Origin of the sequence: Actinacidiphila cocklensis (assembly GCF_907177275.1) — a bacterium.
GTDB classification, from domain to species: Bacteria; Actinomycetota; Actinomycetes; order Streptomycetales; family Streptomycetaceae; genus Actinacidiphila; species Actinacidiphila cocklensis.
Map to the genome: position 1 here is coordinate 131,860 of NZ_CAJSLV010000081.1, position 20,651 is coordinate 152,510.

At 72.3% G+C, this 20,651-nt stretch carries 12 protein-coding genes and 1 pseudogene; 5 read left to right on the forward strand and 8 right to left on the reverse strand.

Going from position 1 to position 20,651, the window contains the following annotated elements; translation table 11 throughout:
* Positions 1–17: 17 nt before the first annotated feature.
* Positions 18–302 carry a phosphopantetheine-binding protein gene (locus NFU81_RS29685; RefSeq protein WP_033175343.1) on the reverse strand — a complete coding sequence of 95 codons (285 nt, stop codon included), beginning with the start codon at positions 300–302 and terminating at the stop codon, positions 18–20.
* A gap of 545 nt (positions 303–847) precedes the next feature.
* Here NFU81_RS29685 and NFU81_RS29690 point away from each other — a divergent pair.
* The 3 genes from NFU81_RS29690 to NFU81_RS29700 are packed head-to-tail and all read left to right on the forward strand — an operon-like array spanning position 848 to position 4,225.
* Positions 848–1,561, forward strand: a complete 714-nt coding sequence (locus NFU81_RS29690) for a thioesterase II family protein (RefSeq protein WP_251496543.1) — start codon at positions 848–850, stop codon at positions 1,559–1,561.
* 46 nt (positions 1,562–1,607) lie between these two features.
* Positions 1,608–2,741 carry an acyl-CoA dehydrogenase family protein gene (locus NFU81_RS29695; RefSeq protein WP_251496545.1) on the forward strand — a complete coding sequence of 378 codons (1,134 nt, stop codon included), beginning with the start codon at positions 1,608–1,610 and terminating at the stop codon, positions 2,739–2,741.
* Positions 2,738–4,225 carry an AMP-binding protein gene (locus NFU81_RS29700; RefSeq protein WP_251496548.1) on the forward strand — a complete coding sequence of 496 codons (1,488 nt, stop codon included), beginning with the start codon at positions 2,738–2,740 and terminating at the stop codon, positions 4,223–4,225. Before NFU81_RS29695 ends, NFU81_RS29700 begins: the two co-directional genes overlap by 4 nt.
* Here NFU81_RS29700 and NFU81_RS29705 read toward each other — a convergent pair.
* Positions 4,214–4,930, reverse strand: coding sequence for a response regulator transcription factor (locus NFU81_RS29705; RefSeq protein ID WP_251496551.1), 717 nt, complete (start codon positions 4,928–4,930; stop codon positions 4,214–4,216). The two genes, NFU81_RS29700 and NFU81_RS29705, sit on opposite strands and share 12 nt — an antisense overlap.
* A gap of 460 nt (positions 4,931–5,390) precedes the next feature.
* Here NFU81_RS29705 and NFU81_RS29710 point away from each other — a divergent pair, with 460 nt between their 5' ends.
* Positions 5,391–6,758 (forward strand): cation:proton antiporter, encoded by a 1,368-nt coding sequence (locus NFU81_RS29710; protein ID WP_251496554.1) that lies wholly within the window; start codon positions 5,391–5,393, stop codon positions 6,756–6,758.
* 382 nt (positions 6,759–7,140) lie between these two features.
* On the opposite strand, the gene NFU81_RS29715 is transcribed toward NFU81_RS29710, so the two are convergent.
* Positions 7,141–7,749, reverse strand: a complete 609-nt coding sequence (locus NFU81_RS29715) for a response regulator transcription factor (protein ID WP_251496557.1) — start codon at positions 7,747–7,749, stop codon at positions 7,141–7,143.
* Positions 7,750–7,781: 32 nt separating this feature from the next.
* Here NFU81_RS29715 and NFU81_RS29720 point away from each other — a divergent pair.
* Positions 7,782–8,280: pseudogene (locus NFU81_RS29720) on the forward strand (transposase); the annotation flags it as partial.
* 510 nt (positions 8,281–8,790) lie between these two features.
* Here the strand turns inward: NFU81_RS29720 and NFU81_RS29725 are convergent.
* The 5 genes from NFU81_RS29725 to NFU81_RS29745 form a co-directional block, all read right to left on the reverse strand.
* Positions 8,791–9,981, reverse strand: coding sequence for an MFS transporter (locus tag NFU81_RS29725; RefSeq protein ID WP_251496560.1), 1,191 nt, complete (start codon positions 9,979–9,981; stop codon positions 8,791–8,793).
* An 89-nt stretch (positions 9,982–10,070) separates the two neighbouring features.
* Positions 10,071–10,340: an MbtH family protein gene (locus NFU81_RS29730; protein WP_308208334.1), complete on the reverse strand. Its 270-nt coding sequence runs from the start codon at positions 10,338–10,340 to the stop codon at positions 10,071–10,073.
* On the reverse strand, positions 10,337–19,630 hold the full coding sequence (locus NFU81_RS29735; protein ID WP_251496562.1) for a non-ribosomal peptide synthetase: 9,294 nt from the start codon (positions 19,628–19,630) through the stop codon (positions 10,337–10,339). The genes NFU81_RS29730 and NFU81_RS29735 overlap by 4 nt, the downstream gene beginning before the upstream one ends.
* On the reverse strand, positions 19,627–20,403 hold the full coding sequence (locus tag NFU81_RS29740) for a thioesterase II family protein (protein ID WP_251496565.1): 777 nt from the start codon (positions 20,401–20,403) through the stop codon (positions 19,627–19,629). Before NFU81_RS29740 ends, NFU81_RS29735 begins: the two co-directional genes overlap by 4 nt.
* A 52-nt stretch (positions 20,404–20,455) precedes the next feature.
* On the reverse strand, positions 20,456–20,650 hold the full coding sequence (locus NFU81_RS29745) for a ferredoxin (RefSeq protein WP_251496827.1): 195 nt from the start codon (positions 20,648–20,650) through the stop codon (positions 20,456–20,458).
* Between the last annotated feature and the right edge of the window lies 1 nt (position 20,651).

Consider the following 20,651-nt stretch of genomic DNA (forward strand, 5'->3'; position numbering starts at 1 on the left):
CGATCGGTGTGGGTGGATCAGGCCATCGCCGCGGGGTCGCCCTGCAGCCGGAAGACGAAGGAGCTGATCGCGTCCAGCGTCTTGAAGTTGCGGCCGACGATGTGCTCAGGCGGGATGTAGAGCCGGTACTGCTCCTGTATGTGGGCGATCAGCTCGGTGGTGTTCAGCGAGGTGAGGATGCCGAGCTGGAGCAGCGGGGCGTCGGACTTGAGGCTCGCGGTCCCTTCCGGAAGGAAGCGCCTTTCGACGAACGAGGTGAGTTCAGCGAGGATCTCGTCCTGCGCGACGGTCTCTTCTGGCATGCCTGCGGCCTCCGGGGTCCGGGCGGGTAACGGCGTGACGGCCGGATGCGCCGTGGCGGGTCCCCAGCTGTGCGGGGTGCCCGCCGCGGACGCTGGGGCCGGGGCCCGTCGGCTGCTGGCGCTCGACGGTTTCCCCGCAGGCCGTTCATGGCGGGCCGGCCGCGGGTTCCGGCGACCGGCTGTGCGCCACCGTATGCAGAGGGCCGCGGCCCCGGCTTCAGCAGACGTGATGAATTACCAACGGGGCCGTGCCGGCCGGTTTCCGTCCCAAAGGGGGAGGGCGGGGCACGGCCGCAGGTGCGAGCGGGCCGAAAGGATGAGTACCCGCGGCCGTCGCCGCGGACCCTCCCGAGCGGTCAGGATCGACGCGGCTGTCCGCTCGCCCGCGGCCGGCGCCGCGCGTGGCGGCGGACGGCGCCGGGTGGTGGCCGGACGGCGGCGGGACGGCCGGTGCGGCGCCTGGCTCCCGCTCATGCACCCCGCATGTCTCCCCCGAGTTACCCGAGTTACCCGAGTTACCCCGGCGATTCCTGGAGGTCGACGCAGTGCTGAGCGCCCGGTCCCTTCCCCGGCTGCTGTGCCTGCCGCACGCGGGCGGCAGCGCGGTGATGTTCTCCCCGTGGCGGAGCCGCTTCGCCGACCGCGCCACGGTGATACCGGTCGAGCTGCCGGGACACGGCGGCCGCCGTACCGAACCCCTGGTCCGGGACACCGGCGAGCTCGTCGCACGGCTGGCCGACGAGCTGACCGCCACCGCGGACGGCCCCTACGTGCTGTACGGGCACAGCTTCGGCGCGCTGGTCGCCTTCGAGCTGGCCCACCGGCTGGCCGGGTCGGCGGCCGGCGCGCCGCTGGCGCTGGTGGTCTCCGGCCGCAACGCCCCCTCGATCCCGCACCCGCGGGCGGCGCTGCACGACGCGCCCACCGACGAGCTGCTGCGCGGCCTGCGAACCCTTCAGGGCACCCTGCCCGCGGTGGACCGCAGCCCGGAGCTGCTGGATATCTTCCTGCCGCCGCTGCGCGCCGACCTGCGGATGGCCGAGACCTACCGGCGGCCGGAACTGCCGCCGCTGTCCTGCCCCGTGCAGGTGGTGGCCGGCGACCTGGACCCCCTGGTGGACGACGCCGGGCTGGCCGGCTGGCAGCAGGAGACGGTGGGGCCGTGCCGGGTGGAGCGGGTCCGCGGCGGCCACATGATGCTCGACTCCCCCGCCCTGCACCTCTGCCTGGACGACCTGTTCGCGCTCGTCGCCCGCTGAGACGGCACCGGACCCGACCGCCATCCCCGAACTCCCAGGAGGCATCGTGGACTTCCACTTGAGCGCGGCGCAGTCGGCGCGCCGTCAGAACACCCTGCGGCAGGCCGCCGAGGCGTTCCCGCCCGGGCGGCAGCCGGGCGCCTTCGACCGCGAGGACTGGCACACCATGGGCGCGCTCGGCCTGCTGGGCACCTGCCTGCCTGCGGAGTTCGGCGGCGGCGGGCTCGGCGCGCTGGACACCGCGCTGGTGATCGAGGCGTTCGGGCGCGCGTGCACCGACACCGGCCTGGTCTTCGCCGCCAGCGCGCACCAGTTCGCCTGCGCGGTGCCGATCGCCGAGTTCGGCTCCAAGGCGGTCCGCCTGCGCTGGCTGCCGGACCTGGCCTCGGGGGCGGCCATCGCGGGCAACGCCATGACCGAGCCGGAGTCCGGGTCCGACGTCTCCCGGCTCAAGGTGACGGCACGTCAGGTCGACGGGGGCTGGCGGCTCGACGGCACGAAGAGCTTCGTGAGCAACGGCCCGGTCTGCGACGCCCTGGTTACCTACGCCACCACCGACCCGGACATGGGCCACCTCGGCCAGACCGCGTTCGTGGTGGACGCGCAGGCGCCCGGCGTCCGCAGGAGCGAACCCTTCGACAAGATGGGCCTGTGGTCCTGCCGGGCCGGCACGGTCGACTTCGAGAACTGCTTCGTGCCCGACGACCATGTGCTGGGGCAGCCCGGAGCGGGCGCGGCGATCTTCCAGGCGTCCATGGGCTGGGAGCGGGCCTGCCTGTTCGCCGGATACGTCGGGCTGCTGGACCGGCTCGTCGACCGGTGCACCGCGTTCGCCCGCGAGCGCCGCCAGTCGGGCCGTCCGATCGGCTCGTTCCAGGCGGTCTCGCACCGCATCGTGGACATGAAACTGCGGCTGGAGAGCGCCCGGCTGCTGCTGTACCGGGCCTGCGCCGAGATGGACTCCGGCAGCCGCGCGGTGCTGCCGGTGGCGCTGGCGAAGCTGGCCGTCTCCGAGGCGGCCGTGGCGAGCGCGGTGGACGCGGTGCGGGTGTTCGGCGGTCGCGGCTACCTCGCCGACCACGGCATCGAGGCGGCGCTGCGCGACTCGGTGCCCGCGGTGCTGTTTTCGGGCACCTCGGAGATGCAGAAGGAGATCGCGGCGAAGGAGCTGGGGCTGTGAGGCTGTACGAACCCGTCGTCGAGGCGGCCCGCAGGACGCCGCACGCCCTGGCCGTGGACGCGCCCGACGGGCGGCTGGACTACGCGGCCCTGGACGCGCTCGCCGGCCGCTACGCCGCCGCGCTCACCGCCCGGGGGGTACGTTCCGGTGACCGGGTGGTGCTGTGGTCCGCCAAGAGCCTGCACCTGGTGGCGCTGATGCAGGGCTGCCTGCGGGCCGGCGCGCTATACGTGCCGGTGTCGGCCACCAACCCGCCCTCTCGGCTGGCCCGGATCGCGGCGGCCTGCACGGCCGCGCTGGTGGTCACCGACAAGGACGGTGCCGAGACGGCGGCGGACTGCGGCGGCGAGGCCCCGGCGTGCACGACCTTCGAGGAACTGCTCGCCGGCGCCGAGGGCGCGCCGGTGCCCGCGCCGGTGGCGGGGTCGCCGGACGACGCGGCGTACATCCTGTTCACCTCCGGCTCCACCGGCGATCCGAAGGGGGTGTGCCTGAGCCACCGCAATGCGCTGGCCTTCGTGCGCTGGGCGGTCGACGAGTTGGGCATCGGCCCGCAGGACAGGCTGTCCAACCACGCGCCGTTCAACTTCGACCTGTCGGTGTTCGATCTGTACGCGGCCTTCCTGACCGGGGCGAGCGTCCATCTGGTGCCGGAGCATCTCGCCTATGCGCCGCCGCAGTTGCTGCGGTTCATCGCGGACCACGAGCTGACGGTCTGGTACTCGGTGCCGTCCGCGCTCATCTTGATGATGACCCGCGGCGGGCTGCTGGAGCGGCCGGTTCCGCCGTCACTCAGGGTCTGCGTCTTCGCCGGCGAGCCGTTCCCGATCCCGCAGCTCCGCCAACTGCGCGGCGCCTGGCCCAAGGTGCGGCTGTTCAACTGGTACGGACCCACGGAGACGAACGTCTGCACCTCCCACGAGGTCCGCGACGCGGACCTGGAGACCGGGCGCGCGCTGCCCATCGGCACCGCGTGCTCCGGGGACACGCTGCACTTCAGCGAGGCGGAGCCGGAGCCGGACCGGCGCGGGCGCGAACTGCTGGTGTCCGGGCCGACGGTGATGCTCGGCTACTGGGGCCGGCCGCGGCAGCAGGGCCCGTACGCCACCGGCGACCTGGTGGAGCCGGACGGCGAGGGGCTGCTGGAGTATCTGGGCCGGCGCGACCACATGGTGAAGATCCGTGGGAACCGGGTCGAACTCGGCGAGATCGAGGCCGCGTTGGGACTTCATCCGAAAGTACGCGAGGTGGCCGTGCTGGTGGTCGGCGAGGGACTGTCCGCCCGGGTGCACGCGGTGGTGGTTCCGGGAGCGGGCTCCGAGCCCGGCCTCCTGGATCTCAAGAGGTGGAGCTCGGAGCGGCTTCCGTCCTACATGATGCTGGATTCCATGAGCGTGGTGAGCGAACTCCCGCGCACCGACAACGGGAAGACGAACCGCCGCCTGCTCATGGAATCGCTGCAGGCGGACGGCTCACAAGGCTGAACGGACATTGCCGCCGGCTCTGACGATTCCCTTCTCGTACGCGTAGATCACCGCGTGGACCCGGTTTCGCAGGGCAAGCTTGTCCAGCATGCGCTGGACATGGGATTTCACCGTGCTCTCACTCAGAAATAACGCTTCCGAAATCTCCGCATTGGAATACCCACGGATAATTAGCTCAAGCACGTCGCGCTCTCTCCGGGTTATTCCGACGGCTTCCAGATCCGGTTCCGATAAGCCTGCCGGCATGGTTTTTGCGGGCTTTGCGGGCTCTGCGGGCTCTGCGGCATTCTGCTCCTCGGTCTCGCAGTGCGGCACGACCAGCCGGTAGCCGGCGCTGATCATGCGGACGGCGGCGGCGATGCGCTGGGGGCTGGCCCGGTTGTCCAGCACGCCCCACAACCCCGCCGCCTGCCAGTCGTGCGCGACCTGGTCCAGTCGCGACACGATGGCCAGCACTTTCGGCTGCTCATCGGCAACACTGCCGATGAGCAGCCGTAACTCCGCGGATGAAGCCGTTTCGAGGTCCTGCCCGTCGATGATCACGACGTCCGGTGAGAGTCTCGTCAGATTCGGCAGGGCGCTTGTCAGATCGGCGGCGCTGCCGACCACGTCCAGATCGGCCTCCCGGCCAAGCAGCACACTCAGCCCTACCCTCGAAACAGCCCGCGAATCCACCAGAAAAACCTTGGCGGCTTCCTCTTGCATCGCTTGCCCCCGAACTTCAGCTGCCTACAAGCGGAACCCGACCCTAGCATGGGCACTCCGGCCCTACAACCAGAGTTTTTCGAATTGCTACCGCCGGTTTGTCAAACTTTTCGGCGCAATGCCGCACGGCGGGCGACACGCTGATGAGTTGCCAGGAGTGGCGGTCCCGGTCGGCACAACCCCCAAAAGGAGGAATGGCCGCGGGACCCCCTGCTCATTCTTTCGGCCCGGTACTCGTCCCGACAGACCACACGCGCCGCGCGCACCGCGCGCACCGCGCGCACCGCGCCTGGATTTCATCCCAACTGCCGTTACGCGCGGGGCACCGGAGCAAGCAGAGTCTCAGTCTGCGCGCGCAGGCACGCCGCGCCGGCCGCCCACTCGACCCCGACGGGCCGCGGGACTGCGGACCTGCGTCGCCGCGGCAGTCCTCCGCTTCCCCTCAAGGCAGGAGTCCCGTATGTCCACGTGGTTCCGAGACCTCCCGCCCGACTGCGTGGCGCTGGCCGACGTCGCGGTCGCGGTCATCGCCGGCGCGGCGCTCATCCGGGCCACCCGCAGGCTCCGCCAGCCCGCGGTGATCTGGGAGATCGCCACCGGGATCGTCCTCGGCCCCAGCGTGCTGGGGGTGTTCCCCGGCCATCTGGACACCCGCCTCTTCCCGGTGGCCCAACGCCCCACGCTCACCGCGATGTCCGAGCTGGGGCTGGTCTTCTTCATGTTCCTGGCCGGCTGGGAGATGAACCCCCGGCTGCTGCGCAGCGGCCGGTCGGCGGTGGCCGTCACGGCGGTCTCGGCGATGGCGGTGCCGTTCCTGATGGGCGCCGGGCTGGCCTTCGCCCTCGCCTCCGACCACCGCGGCCACACGTCGACGTCCGCGTTCGTGCTCTACTTCGGCACCACGATGGCGATCACCGCCTTCCCTGTGCTGGCCCGCATCCTGCGCGACACCGGCCTGGACCGCACCCCGGTGGGTGTGCTGTCGATGACCTGCGCGGCGTTCGGCGACGGCATCGCCTGGTGCCTGCTGATCGTGGTCGTCGCGGTGGCCGGGTCGGACGGCGCCGGCCAGGTGTGGCACACCATGCTGCTGGCCGCGGTCCTGGGCTCGCTGCTCTTCGGCCTGGTGCGACCGCTGCTGGCGCGCTGGGCGGCCGGGACCGAGCAGGAGGGGGCGCAGGGGGCAGAACCGGGCGAGCGGCGGCCGGACATGGCGGTCGACACGGCCGGCAACCGCGCGTTCCTGCTCGCCGGCTCCTTCGCGCTGCTGTGCGGTTGCGCCACCGCGTGGATCGGCATTCACCCGATCCTGGGCGCGTTCGCCGCAGGAGTGGTGATGCCGCGCACCGTCGGCCCGCGGATCCGCGAGGCAGTGGAGGTGCCGCTCGCGCGCGCCAGCACCCTGCTGCTGCCGGTGTACTTCATCGTCACGGGCCTGTCGGTCGACCTCAAGACGGTCGGCTGGGCGGGCGTCGGCGAACTGTGCGTGATCGTGCTGGTTGCGGTGGCCGGAAAGTTCGTCGGCGCGGTGGTCCCGGCCCGCTCGTTCGGCATCTCCTGGCAGGAGTCCGGCGCGCTGGGCATCCTGATGAACACCCGGGGCCTGACCGAGCTCGTCGTCCTGGGCGTCGGCCACGACCTCGGCGTCATCGACGACCGGCTCTTCTCGATCATGGTCATCATGGCCCTGGTCACCACGGCGATGGCAGGACCGCTACTCCGGCTGATCGGCATCCAGGCGCCCGGCATCCCCGAGTCGCCGGCCGAACTCGCCGACGCCCCCTCCCTGTCAGGCAGCGCCGGCACCGCGGGGCCGGACCGGGCGTAGCGTGTCAACAGGCGTTGACCTACGGTTGTGGGCCTGACAGCCGCACCCGCTGTGCGCGGCGGCCAGGCCGACCGGCCCCGCCGGACGTTCGCCGCGGTCCCGCCCCGCCGCCGGTGCGCCGCCCGCACGCTGACCGCCCCGTACGTCCGAACTCGCCCAGGGCAACGGACTCACCCAGTACATCAGCCACTACCAGCCGGGCAACGGCTACCAGCGCCTGGAACGCGTCGACTTCACTCCCTGAGCCGGGGCGGGTGTGCCCGGCGGGCCTTCCCGGGTGTGTGCCGACGCTCGACTCCCCCTCCCTCGTCGGCACACACACGCTCGCTTCACCGAGCGGGAGACCGCATCGAGGGGGGACGGGAGGATGTCGGACGGACGGTCACAGAGCCGGGACGACGTTGCCGCCGGCCCGCACGATGCCCTTCTCGTACGCGTAGATGACGGCGTGCACCAGGTTGCGCAGCGCGAGCTTGTCCAGCATGCGCTGGACATGGGATTTCACCGTGCTCTCACTCAGGAAGAGGGCTTCGGAGATCTCCGCGTTCGAATAGCCGCGGATGATGAGTTCGAGGACGTCGCGCTCCCTCTGGGTCATTCCGATGGCCTCCAGGTCCAGTTCCGATAGAGCGGCCGGCTCGACGTCGACGGGCTCTTCGGCCCTCGGTTCCCCGGTCTCGCCCTTGCAATCCGGAACGACCAGCCGGTAACCGGCACTGATCCTACGGACCGCCGCGACAATGCGCTGCGGGCTGGCCCTGTTGTCGAGCACGCCCCACGAACCCGCCGACTGCCAACTCCGCGCGACCTGGTCCATCTGCGGCACCATGGCGGGCACTTTCGGATTGACGTCCGCGACGCCGCCGACAAGCAGCCGTAACTCCGCGGAAGAAGACGGCTCGAGGTCCTGGCCGTCGATGATCACGACATCCGGTGAAGGCCTTGCCATGCTCGACAGGACGCCTGCCGCGTCAGCCGCGTCGCCGACCACGTCGAGACCGGCTTCCCTGCCCAGCAGGACGGGTGGGTCGTGCCCAAGCCGAAGGCCTGCAACTGACCGGTGAGGGCGGGCTGCTGCAGCAGCTGACGAAGCGGCTGCCGGAGTCCGCCCTTGAAGGCGAGATCACCGACCACCTGGGCTATGACAAGCACGACCGGCGGGCGCCGGAAGCGGCAACAGCCGCAACGGTATCCGCTCCAAAACGGTGCTGACCGACGTCGGTCCGGTCGAGATAGCCGTCCCGCGGGATCGGGAAGGCAGCTTCGAGCCGCAGATCGTCAAGAAGCGTCAGCGACGTCTGACGGGCGTGGACGAGATGGCGCTGTCCCTGTCCGCGAAGGGCTTGACCACCGGCGACATCTCCGCCCATCTGGCGGAGGTCTATGGCGCCGAGGTCTCCCCGTCAGACGATCTCCACAATCACTGACAAGGTCATGGGACAGCATGGCCGAATGGCAGAGCCGGCCGCTGGACGGCATCTACCCGATGGTCTTCATCGACGCGATCCACGTGAAGATCCGGGTTCTGTCGACGATCTTGCGATGCGGACGGCGAAGCGCCAGGCCGTGGTGGTTCGCGATCATGCACTGCGTGTTCTCGTGATCTCTTGCAGCAGTTGTTCCCGCACCTGTCCGCGGTTGTCATCGACGAGGTCGAACGAGGCCCGTCTGCCGTGGTGTTGAGGGCACGGGTGGCTGTGGAGGGCGGCTGGTGCCGGTGCGGGCAGTGGTCTGGTCGGGTCCACGGCCGCTATGTCCGTAGCCTTCGAGACGTTGCAGTGGGCGGCGTCGGCGGCACGACCGTCGCGGTGAGCAGCCGGTAGAAGGTGGTGCGGTCCAGCTGGGCAGGATCGAAGTCGATTCGCATGCCAGCCAGTATCCATGCGGCGGCGACGGATCCCGGCAGAGGACACCTCCCGTCGCGTATCCGGCCAAGCGCGACGGTGAGGCCGGCGACAAGGCCGGCGGTCCTGCCTTGGTGCCGCTCGGCGATGCGGTGCTGATGCCCGACGACGCCATCGCGTCCGGCGGGCTATTCCGGGTGGCGGGCGAGGTTCAGCAGGACCAGGGCGCACAGGGTGGCTCCCATGGCGACCGCGGACAGGACCGTGGTCAAGGAGAGGTGCTCGAAGAGGATGCCCGCGACCGCGTAGGCGATCGGGCTGGCCACGAAGACGGCGGCGCCGAAGACCGGGACGACGTGCGGGCGCAGGTGCTCCGGTGGGCGCAGCATCAGCAGGGCGACCGCGGGGGCGGTCACCGCGGGCAGGAACATGCAGCTCGCCGCGACCGTCAGGCCCGCCAGCACGGCCGGTTGGTGCCAGGGCAGCAGCCACAGCACGACGGCCGCGCCAACCCCTCCGCAGGCCGCGAACCGGGTCGGCGGGATGCGGCGCGCGAGCCGTGCGACGACGACGGTGCCGATGGCGGTGCCGCCGCCCCACGCGGCCAGCAGCCAGCCGGCCACATGGGGGTTGGAGTCGTACCGGGCTCTGGCCAGGACCGGCAGTGCGAGCAGCACCACGGGCATGAGGGTGCCGTAGCCGAGGGCGGCGAGCGCCATCGTGCGCAGCACCCTGTCACGGAAGAGATACGACGCGCCCTCCGCCATCTTGCCGGCCGACAGCGGCTCAGGGTCGACCTCGCGCCGCGGCAGCCCGATCAGCAGCGCGGCCGACACCGCGAACGTGGCCGCGTCGAACCACAGCACGTCGAGCGCCCCGAACCAGGCGATCAGGAACCCGGCGATCGCCGGGCCGACCAGTCGCGCCGACGACGTCGCCGTCTCGAACAGGGCGTTGCCCGCGGTGACGGCCCCTTCGTCTGTACCGATGGTGTCGGTCAGCAGCATGCGCTGCGCGGAAAGGTAGCCCGACGCTACGCAGCCGATGAGTGCGACGAACACCAGCAGCAGCCAGAACGGCAGCATGCCCGCCAGATACAGCGTGGGCACGGCCGCCATCAGCACCGCGTCGATCAGGTCGCCGACGATGGTGATGCGGCGCGCGCCCCACCGGGCCACCAGCAGCCCGGCGGGCATGCCGAGCAGCGGCACCGGCAGGATCTGGACGACGAACACCAGCCCCATGCGCGCCGTCGACCCGCTGGTCATCAGCACGAACCAGGGCAGCGCCAGCGTGGTCATCTGGGTGCCGACCGAGGAGATGAACTCCGCGGCGATGACCCGGCGGAACTGCGGGCCCCGCAGCGGCGAAGGCTGCACCGCGACCGTCTCCGGGTCCTGAACGGGGTCCGCGACGCAATCCTGCGCGGGACTGTCCGCACTGTCCGCCGGACCCTGCACGGAGCCCTTCACCGGGCCGCCCGCACCGACGGCGGGCGCATGTCCGTCCACGCCGCCTCGACATAGCCGGTGCAGGCGTCCCGGGTGTCCGGGCCGAACACCGGTGTCCAGCCGGCCGGCACGGCGATGTCGTGCGGCCACATGCTGTGCTGCTGCCGCCCGTTGACCAGCACGCGGTACGCGGCCTCGGGGTCGTCGAACGGATGCGCCATCGTGCTCTCCTCGTTGCGGCGGTTCGCGCTGCCGCCGGTGTCCGGTGCGGCCGGGGCGGGGTTCATCGGTTGCCTCCACGGCCGCCGTCGTCCCCGTCGGCCCGCAGGAGGTCACGCAGTTGCGACACCGTGAGCTGCGGCCGGGACGCCACCAGCTCCAGCACCAGCGGCCAGCGGCGTACGAGCGCGCCCATGACCGGCGGCGCGACGGAAGCCGGCTGGTAAACCCACAGGCCGCGCAGTTCGCCCTCGATCTCGCGGGCCACCAGGTAGAGGTCGAGATTGTGCGGCTCGATCGCGGCGACCAGCTCGGGCAGCGGGGTCTCGTCGCCGATCCGTACGTCCAGCGGTGCCACGTCGAGCCCGTCCAGGGTCATCGCGTCGCTGGGCACGCCGAGCAGGTTGAACATCACCCGTAGCGGCAGCTGGTTGCCGTCGCCGACGACGCCGTCGTGCATCAGCGCCCGCAACGGCACGTTCTGGTGCGAGTACGCGTCCAGTTCGCCGCGCAGGACGCGCTGGGACAGTTCGTGGAAGGTCGGGTCGTCCGCCATCCGGGACCGGTTGAGGATGATGTTGATGAACGGGCCGACCATCCACTTGGTCTCCGGCCGCTCCCGGCCGGCCAGCGGGTGGCTCACCGCGATGTCCGTGGCACCCGAGTAGGCGTGCAGCAGGACGTGGAAGGCGGCCATCAGCATCATGAACAGCGTGACGCCCTCGCGGCGGGCGGCCTCCCGCACGGCCGCCATGACCTCCGCGCCGACGGTGAAGCTGTGGGTGAAGCCCTCGACGAAGCCGTCCAGTTGGTGCTCGGGCGCGTCGAAGTCCAGCTCACGGGCGGCGCCGTCGAGCTCCTGGCGCCAGTGCTCGACGTGCTCGTCGAGGGCGCCCGCGGCCAGCAGCCCCTGCTCCCATGCCGCGTAGTCCAGGTGCTGGACCATCACCTCGGGCAGCCGGGGCCGTCGCCCCGCCCTGTGGGCCGCGTACAGTTCCGACAGCTCGCGGGCGAGCACGATGAAGCCCCAGTGGTCCACCAGAATGTGGTGGGCGACGAGGACCAGCGCGTGCTCCCGGTCGGACAGCCGTACGAGCAGGCCGCGGACCAGGTTTCCGTCCTCGATGCGGTACGGCGTGGAGGCCTGTGCGGTCAGCAGCACGCGCAGCTGCTCGTGCTGGGCCTCCCCCTCGTACGCGCTCAGGTCGACGGTCGCCAGCGGCCATACGGGCTTGCCGTCGGCGAACTGCACGGTGGCCGAGCCGCGGTGGACGTAGCGGGTGCGCAGGATGTCGTGCCGCTGCACCAGGTCGTCCAGGGCGCGGCGCAGGGCTGCTGTGTCGACTTCGCCGCGGAGGCGCCATGCGGTGACGACGCCGTGGTGCGGGTGGTCCGGGCCGACTGGCTGGAGCAGGAACTCCAGCTGTCCGAAGGACAGTCCGGCGCCGTCGCCGCGGTCGGCCCGCGGGATCGGGGCGTGCAGCAGGTCGGTGGCGCTTGCGGCGGCGGCGCGCTCGGCGCCGTCCTCTTCCGCGGCGAGCAGGACCGTACCGTCCTCGACCGCGCGGGCACACCGCGCGACGGCCCGCAGTGCCTCGAACCAGGCGTCGGCGAGGTCGCGGACGTCGTTCTCGGTCAGCACTCCCGACCAGCTCCAGTTGGCCACCAGCTGCGGGCCGTCCGGGCCGTCCTGGGTGACGGCGTTGACCTCGATCGGGTAAGGCAGCGGGCGGCCGACGGTGGGGCCGGGCGCGGTGTCGTCCCGCAGCGGCAGCCACGGCGTCTCCGCGTCGGTGACGGGGACACGGCCGAGGTAGTTGAAGAGCACCTGCGGCGTCGCCAGTTCGGCGAGCCGCGGCCCGGACTCCGGGTCGAGATAGCGCAGCACGCCGTAGCCGAGGCCGCGCTCGGGGATCGCCCGGAGCTGCCGGCCGGTGCGTACGACGGCCGCCGCCAGATCGCCGCCGGCCTCGGTGACCGTCTCCCACGGGAGCCTGGCGCAGTCCAGCCTGACCGGGTGGACGCTGGTGAACCAGCCGACCGTGCGGGACAGTTCGGCGCCGTCCACCAGGTGCTCGTGCCGGCCGTGGCTCTCGACGTCCAGCACCACCGGGCCTTCCGCCGCGGACCGGCGGGCGCGCCAGCGGCCGGCTGCCAGCCCGAAGGCGGTCAGCAGCACGTCCTGGATGCCGCTGCGGAAGGCCGCGGGCACCCGGCCGACCAGCGGCGCGGTGTCCTCGGCGGGCAGGGTCACGGTCACCCGTCCCTCGCCGCCGGTGGCCTCGCAGCGGCCGGCGACCAGCGGCACGGCGTCTCGCAGCACGTCCTGCCAGACCGGGAGCTCGGCGCGGTGCCGGGCGACGGCGTCGCCGGCGGCCACCCGGGTAGCCCAGCCGCGCAACGAGGTCGCCACCGGCGTGAGGACGGGTTCGCGGCCCGCTGCGACCGCGTCCCAGGCGACGGCGAGGTCGGACAGCAGGATCCGCCACGACACGCCGTCCACCGCGAAGTGGTGCACGGCCAGCAGCAGCCGGCCCGCTCGTTCGGGCCCGGCGTCGAACCACACCGGCTGGAGCATGCCCCGGGCCGGGTCGAGCCGCTCCTTCGCGGCGGCGGTCTCCGCAGCGATCAGTCCCCGGGCGTGCGTGGCCGACAGCCCGGAGGTGTCGACGCGGCGCAGGACGTCCGCGATCCGCAGCGCGCCCGGCTCGTCGGCGTGCAGCGACCACCGGCCGTCGGGCACGGTCACCAGCCGCATGCGCAGCGCGTCGTGGTGGTCGGCCAGCGCCTGGAGGGCCGCGGTCAGCCGGCCCTCGTCCGCGCCGGCCGGCAGGCCGACGGTCGCGGACAGGTCGAAGCCGGTCACCGGGCCGCCAATCCGCCGCTGGCGTTCCACGACGGGCAGCAGCGGGATCTCGCCGGTGCCGGGCTCGGTGACGGCCGCCGTGGTGCTCTCAGCTGCCGGCCGGGCGACCCGGGCGAGTGCTGCCACCGTCTGGTGGGTGAACACGTCCCGGACGGTGAACACCAGCCCCGCGGTACGGGCCTGGGCGACGAGCTGGGTGGCCTGGATACTGTCGCCGCCCACGTCGAAGAACCCGACCTCGGCGCCGACTGCGGGCACCCCGAGCACATCCGCGAACACGGCGCCGAGGGTCAGCTCGACGGGGGTGGCCGGCGCGCGGGACCCTGCGGTCGCGTCCAGGTCGGGGGCGGGCAGTGCGCGGCGGTCGAGCTTGCCGTTGCCGGTCGTCGGAAACGCGTCCATGACCACCACGGCGGCCGGCACCATGTACTGCGGCAGCCGCTCGGCCAGGAAGGACCGCAGGTCCGCGGGCTCGGCGTGCGCGCCGTCCGCGAGCACGGCGTAGCCGACGAGGTCCTTGCCGCCGCCGGGCTTGTTCCGTACGACCACCGCCGCGTCCGCCACCGCCGGGTGGCTGCCGAACGCGGTCTCGATCTCACCGGGTTCGATGCGGAAGCCGCGGATCTTGACCTGCGCGTCGGTCCGGCCGAGGTACTCCAGGAGGCCGTCGGCGCGCCAGCGGGCCAGGTCACCGGTGCGGTACATCCGCTCTCCGGGCGGCCCGTACGGGCAGGCGACGAATCGCTGTGCGGTCAGGCCGGGCTGGCCGAGGTAGCCGCGGGCCACACCGTCTCCGGCGAGGTAGAGCTCGCCGGGGACGCCGACCGGTACCGGCCGCAGCCGCTCGTCGAGGACGTACGCGCGGGTGTCGTCCATCGGGGTGCCGATGGGTACGGTGCCGCCGGGGGTCTGGCGGGTGCGGTGGAGTACGGCGAAGGTCGTGGTCTCGGTGGGACCGTAGCCGTTGGTGAGCACGGTCTCCGGCCAGGCGGCGAGCGCCTTGGCGACCACCGGCGGGGACAGCGCCTCACCGCCGGCCAGCACTTCCCTCATCCCGGCCAGCGCGGACACATCGCGCTCGACCAGCAGGTTGAACAGCGCCGCCGTGAAGAACGCCGAGGTGACGCCGCGTTCGCGGACGGTGGCCAGCAGCGTGTCGGGGTCGAGTTCGCCGGGTGGGGCGACGACGACCTCGCCACCGGACAGCAGCGGCACCCACAGCTCGTAGGTGGAGGCGTCGAACGCGGTCGGCGCGTGCATCAGGACGCGGGTGTGGTTGCCGCCGCGCCACCCGGGGTCGGCGGCCAGGCTCACCACGTTGCGGTGGGTGACGGCGACGCCCTTCGGCCGCCCGGTGGAGCCGGACGTGTACATGATGTAGGCGGTCCGGTCCGGGTCACCGGCGGGCGCATCGCCCGGATCCTCCGACGTCCCGTCCGCGGCGGCGAGTTCGGCGGACACGTCCAGCACCCGCATCCCGTCCGCCACCGGGTGCGCCGGCCCCGCCCGGTCCACGAGCAGCACGCTCGCCGCGGTGTCTGCCATGATCAGCCGCATTCGTGACTCGGGGTAGCGCGGGTCCAGCGGTACGTACACCCCGCCCGCCTTGACCACGGCCGCTATCGCGACCGGCAGCCGTACCGAACGCTCCATGAGCAGGCACACCGCGTCCTCGGCGCCGATCCCCAGGGAGCGCAGCCGTGCAGCCAACCGATCGGCCCGGACGACGAGTTGGCGGTACGTCAGGCGCTCGTCGCCGCAGCTCACCGCGACGGCGTCCGGGGTGCGGACCGCCTGCGCGTCGAGCAGCCCGGCCAGGCCGGCCGCGGGCGCCCGGCCGCCGGTGCCGTTCCACTCCTCCAGGACGCGGTACCGTTCGGCCGGGGTGAGGAGGTCGGTGTCGCCGATCGGCCGGTCGGGGTCGGTGATCGCGGCCAGCAGCACCTGGCGCAGCCGGCGGGACATCGCGCGGATGGTGTCGGGGTCGAAGACATCGGCGTTGTACTCGATGCCGCCGTCGATGCCGCCCGGGGCGCCGTCGCCTGACAGGTTCTCGTGCAGCAGGAAGACAAGGTCCATGCGGGCCGTGCCGGTGGCCATGACCATCGGGGCGACCTCGATGCCGGGCAGGTCAAGAGACTCGCCGGTCAGGGTCTGCAAGGACAGCATGACCTGGACCAGCGGGTGGTGGGACATCGTCCGGGCCGGCCGCAGGCTCTCCACCAGGGCCTCGAAGGGGATGTCGCCGTGGGCGAGGGCGTCGAGGGTGCGTTCGCGGACCGCCGCGAGCAGGTCGCGGAAGGTCTGCCGGTCCCGGACCTCGGCGCGCAGTACGAGGGTGTTGGTGAAGAACCCGATCAGGTTCTCGGTGGCCTGGTCGTCGCGTCCCGCGGTCGCCACGCCGATCGGGATGTCGCTGCCGGCGCCGAGGCGGCTGAGCAGCACTGCCAGGGCCGCGTGGAGCACCATGAACATGCTGGCGTCGCAGGCGCGGGCCAGGCGGGCCAGCCCCTCGTGCAGGTCGGCGTCCCAGCGGAAGGTGACCGTGTCGCCGTCGTGGGTCGCCTCGGCGGGGTAGGGCCGGTCGGTGGGCAGGGCGATCCGCTCGGGCAGGCCGTCCAGCGCACCGCGCCAGTGGTCGAGCTGGCGGGACCAGGTACTCGCGGGGTCGTCGGGGCCGCCGAGGTGGCGGCGCTGCCAGAGGGTGTAGTCCGCGTACTGCACGGGCAGCGGCGCCCACCGGGGGGCGTGGCCGGCCAGCCGCGCGCGGTAGGCCGTCGTCAGATCGTGCCGCAGCGGCGCGAGCGACCATCCGTCGGCGGCGATGTGGTGGACGACGACGGCCAGCACGTGCACGTCCTGGCCGGTCTCGAACAGCTCGGCGTGCAGCGGGATCTCGGTGGCCAGGTCGAACGGGTGCCGCACGGCGGCGGCCACCGCGGCGTCCAGTCCCCCCGCGTCGACCCGGGTCACCGGCAGCACGGGCCGCGCCTGCTCGGGGGCGAGGACGTGCTGGTACGCGACCGTGGCACCGGTGTCGGGGAAGACGGTCCGCAGCGACTCGTGGCGGGCGACGAGGTCGGCGAGGGCGGCGCGCAGGCTGTCGGCGTCCAGCGGACCGGTGAGGCGCAGCACCACCGGCAGGTTGTAGGTGGCCGAGCGGCCCTCGATCCGGTGCAGGAACCACAGCCTGCGCTGGGCGAAGGACATCGGCAGCGGGTCCGGGCGGGGCTCCCGGCTCAGCGCGGGCCGCGTTGCGCCGCCGCCCTGCCGCAGCAGTGCGGCCAGTTCGGCGACGGTCGGCTTCTCGAACAGGCCGCGCACGGGCAGTTCGACGCCGAGCGTGGCGCGGATCCTGGCCACCAGCCGGGTAGCGAGCAGGGAGTGCCCGCCGAGGGCGAAGAAGCTGTCGTCGATGCCGACCTGGGGCACGCCGAGGACTTGGGCGAACAGCTCGCACAGGGCTTTCTCCTCGGCGTCGCGGGGCCCTGTGTACGCGGTCGCCGCGCGGCTGTCCTGGCCGAGCTCGGGCACGGGCAGCGCGTTGCGGTCGGTCTTGCCGCTGGGGGTGCGCGGCAGCGTGTCGAGGAACGCGAAGGCCGACGGGACCATGTAGCCGGGGAGTTTGTCGGTCAACGCGGCCCGCAGGCGGCGGAGCAGGTCCTCGGCGGGCCCGGCCTGCGGGTCCGGGACGACGTAGGCGACGAGCCGACGGTCACCGGGACGGTCCTCGCGGACCACGACGACCGCCTCCTTGACCTGATCCTGCCACATCAGCACGGACTCGATCTCGCCCAGTTCGATGCGGTAGCCGCGGAGCTTGACCTGGTGGTCGATCCGGCCGAGATAGTCGACGGCGCCGTCGACCCGGCGGCGTACGAGGTCGCCGGTGCGGTAGAGGCGGTCGGCGAGGTCGGACGGGAAAGGGTTGGGGATGAACCGCTCCGCGGTCAGCTCCGGCCGGTTGTGGTAGCCGCGGGCCAGTCCGGTACCGCCGATGCACAGTTCACCGGGCACGCCGGGCGGCACCGGGCGGCCCTCGGAATCGAGGATGTGCACCTCGGTGTTGGCGATCGGGCGGCCGATGGTGACGGAGCCGTCCACGATGCGGGTGCCCAGCGAGTAGATGGTGGTCTCGCTGGGGCCGTACATGTTCCACAGCTCCACGCCCTTGGCCAGCAGCCGCCTCGCCAGGTCCGGGGGCAGCGCCTCGCCGCAGATCAGGCCGCGCAGCCCGGGGCGGCCCGGCCAACCGGCGTCCAGCAGCATCCGCCAGGTGGAGGGGGTCGCCTGCATCACGGTCGCACCGGTGGCCGCCATCTCCTCGGCCAGCAACCGGCCGTCGGTGGCGGTCTCGCGGGTGGCGAGCACCACGCGGGCGCCCTCGGCCAGCGGCAGCAGCAGCTCCAGCGTGGCGATGTCGAACGACAGCGTGGTGACCGCGAGCAGGCTGTCGCCGGCGTCGATGCCCGGCCACTGCTTCATCGCCCAGAAGAGGTTGCGCAGCGCGCGGTGCGGGAGTTGGACACCCTTGGGACGGCCGGTCGAGCCCGAGGTGTAGATGACGTAGGCGAGGTCGCCGCCCTCGACCGGCTCGCCGAGGACTTCGGCGGACTCGGCGGCGAGCTCCTCGCGCAGCTCGTCCACGCACAGCGTCACGGCAGCGGACTTCGGCAGCCCGGGCGCCACGGAGCGCTGGGTGACCAGCACCGGCAGCCCGGCGTCCTCGATCATGAACGCCATGCGGTCCTCGGGCAGTCCGGGGTCGATCGGTACGTACGCGCCGCCCGCCTTCAGCACCGCGAGCACCGCAGTGACCATGTCCAGGGACCGTTCGAGACAGACCCCGACCATGACGTCGCGCCCGACGCCGAGGCTCCTGAGCCGGCGGGCCAACCGATTTGCGGCGGCGTCGAGTTCGGCGTAGGTGAGGGTCCGCCCCTGGCAGTGGACCGCTTCCGCGTCGGGCCGCTGCCGGGCCTGCTGCTCGAAGCGCTGGTGGGTGAGGAGGTCGTCGGGCCACTGACTGCGGGTGTCCTCCCGCTCCTGGCGCTGCTCGCGGGACTCGGCCTCGGTGAGCAGCGCCACATCGAGGATCGGCTGCTCCGGGTCGGCCAGCAGGTTGTCCAGCAGCACCTTCAGATGGCCGCCCATGCGGTCGATGGTCGCCGCGTCGAACAGCTCGGCGTTGTACTCGAACCAGCCGCCCAGCTCGTCGCCCTGCTCGAACACCTGCAGTTCGAGGTCGAACCGCGCCGTGGAGCCGGCCACTTCCATCATCTCCAGGCGCAGCCCGCCGACCTCGAACGCCGGCATGGCGATGTTCTGGAACACGAACGACACCTGGAAGACCGGCGACCTGGAAAGGTCGCGCTCCGGGTGCAGTTCCTCCACCAGCCGCTCGAACGGCACTTCCTGGTACGCGAAGGCGTCCAGCGCGGCGCGGCGCACCCGGCCCAGCAGCTCGGTGAAGGCGGGGTTGCCGGACACGTCGTTGCGGATCGCGAGGGTGTTGACGAAGTAGCCGATGAGCCGCTCGACCTCGGACTGCCCGCGGTTGGCCACCGGCACGCCGACGACGATGTCCTCCTGCCGGCTGTAACGGTGCAGCAGGACGACATATGCGGCGAGCATGGTCATGAACGGGGTGACGCCGGCGCGCCGGCTCAGCGCGCGGACCCCGTTCATCACGTCGGCGGACAGGTGAAAGGGCCGCGAGCCGCCGGCCGTGCCGAGCACCGCGGGCCGCGGCCGGTCGGTGGGCAGCTCCAGGATCGGCGCCGCTCCCTGCAGGGTCCTCTTCCAGTGCCCGAGTTCGGCGGCGAAGCCCGGGCCGGCCAGCTTCTTGCGCTGCCAGGCGGCGTAGTCGGCGTACTGGACGGGCAGTTCGGGCAGGTCGGCCTTGGTGCCGGTGAGGAAGCCCCGGTAGAGGGCGACCAGTTCGCCGAACAGCACGGAGGTGGACCACAGGTCGGCGACGATGTGGTGCATCGTGACCAGCAGCACGTGCTCGTCGGCGGCCAGGCGGAGGAACTTCATCCGCATCAGCGGCCCGGTGCGCAGGTCGAAGGGCCGGGCGAACTCCTGGCGGGCCAGTTCCTGGAGGGCCGGCTCGCCGTCGGGGCCGCGCAGGTGGGCGCACTCCTCGACGGTCAGTTCCAGCTCGCCGGAGTCGTGTACGACCTGGACGGGCTCGCCGTCCGACTCGTCGAAGGTGGTGCGCAGCGACTCGTGCCGGCGGACGATCTCGGCCAGGCTGCGGCGCCACAGCTCCACGTCGAGGGGACCCCGCAGGCGTACCGCGGCCGGGATGTTGTACGCGGCGCTGCCCGGGTTGAGCTGGTCGAGGAACCACATGCGCTGCTGCGGGAAGGACGCGGCGAAGCGGCGTCTGCGCGCCGGCGGCCGGGGGTCGCCCTTGCGCCGCAGCCGCTCCGCCAGCAGCGCGCGCTTCTGCTCCGGGGTCAGGCCGGCCAGGTCGATGTGGGTCATGCGCCGATCTCCTGATCGTCGTTCGCGGCGGCGAGCTGCACAGCGGCGGCGCCGGCGATCACGGTCATGAGCTCGGCGGCGGCGGGGTGGAGGTAGAAGTGGCCGCCGGACACGATGCGCAGCCGTGCCCCGGCGGAGGACTGGTCGCGCCAGCCGTCCAGGTCCCGCACCGGTACCAGCGGGTCGTCCGTGCCTCCGAAGACGGTCAGCGGCACCGGCAGCGGCCGCTCAGGGCGGTACTCGTACGTCTCCAGGACCGAGAAGTCGGCCCGGACGGTGGGCAGCATGAGCTCCATCAGCTCCTCGTCGTCCAGGAGTTCCTCCGGTGTGCCGCCGAGCACCCGCAGTTCTTCCAGGACGTCGGCGTCGGGCGCCCAGTGCACCGGCGGCCGGGTGCGCTGGACGTCCGGGGCGGCGGCAGCCGAGACGAACAGGTGGACGGGCAGCGGCAGTCCGCGGCGGCGCAGCGTCCGGGTGACCTCGAAGGCGAGCAGGCCGCCCATGCTGTGGCCGAACACCGCGTAGGGCCGGTCGGCATACGGCGCGAGTGCGCCGGCAACCGCGTCAGCCATCGGCCGCAGCCGGGTCAGCGGCGGCTCGCCGATGCGGCCGCCGCGACCGGGCAGTTCCAGCGGGCAGACCGCCAGCCGGGCCGGCGCCAGGGCGTGCCAGCCGCGATAGGCGGACGCGCTGCCGCCGGCATAGGGCAGGCAGAACAGCCTCACCGCGGCTGCCTGTTCGGGCTCACCACGGCCGAACCACGGGTTGCGCACTTCGGTCCTCCTTCGCCTCGCGGCCGCCGCGTGCTCCGGCGCGTGCCGCTGGTCAGTCCGTCAGTTTCAGGGCGCCCGACGGACAGCGCCGCACCGCGTCGCGTACGTCGTCGAGCTCCGGGTCCGCCGGAACGGGCCGCAGCACCACGACCGTTCCGTCGTCCTGCGACTGGTCGAACAGGTCGGGCACGGTCAGGGCGCACATGCCCGAGCCCACACAGAGCTCGGGGTCGGCCTCGATGACCATC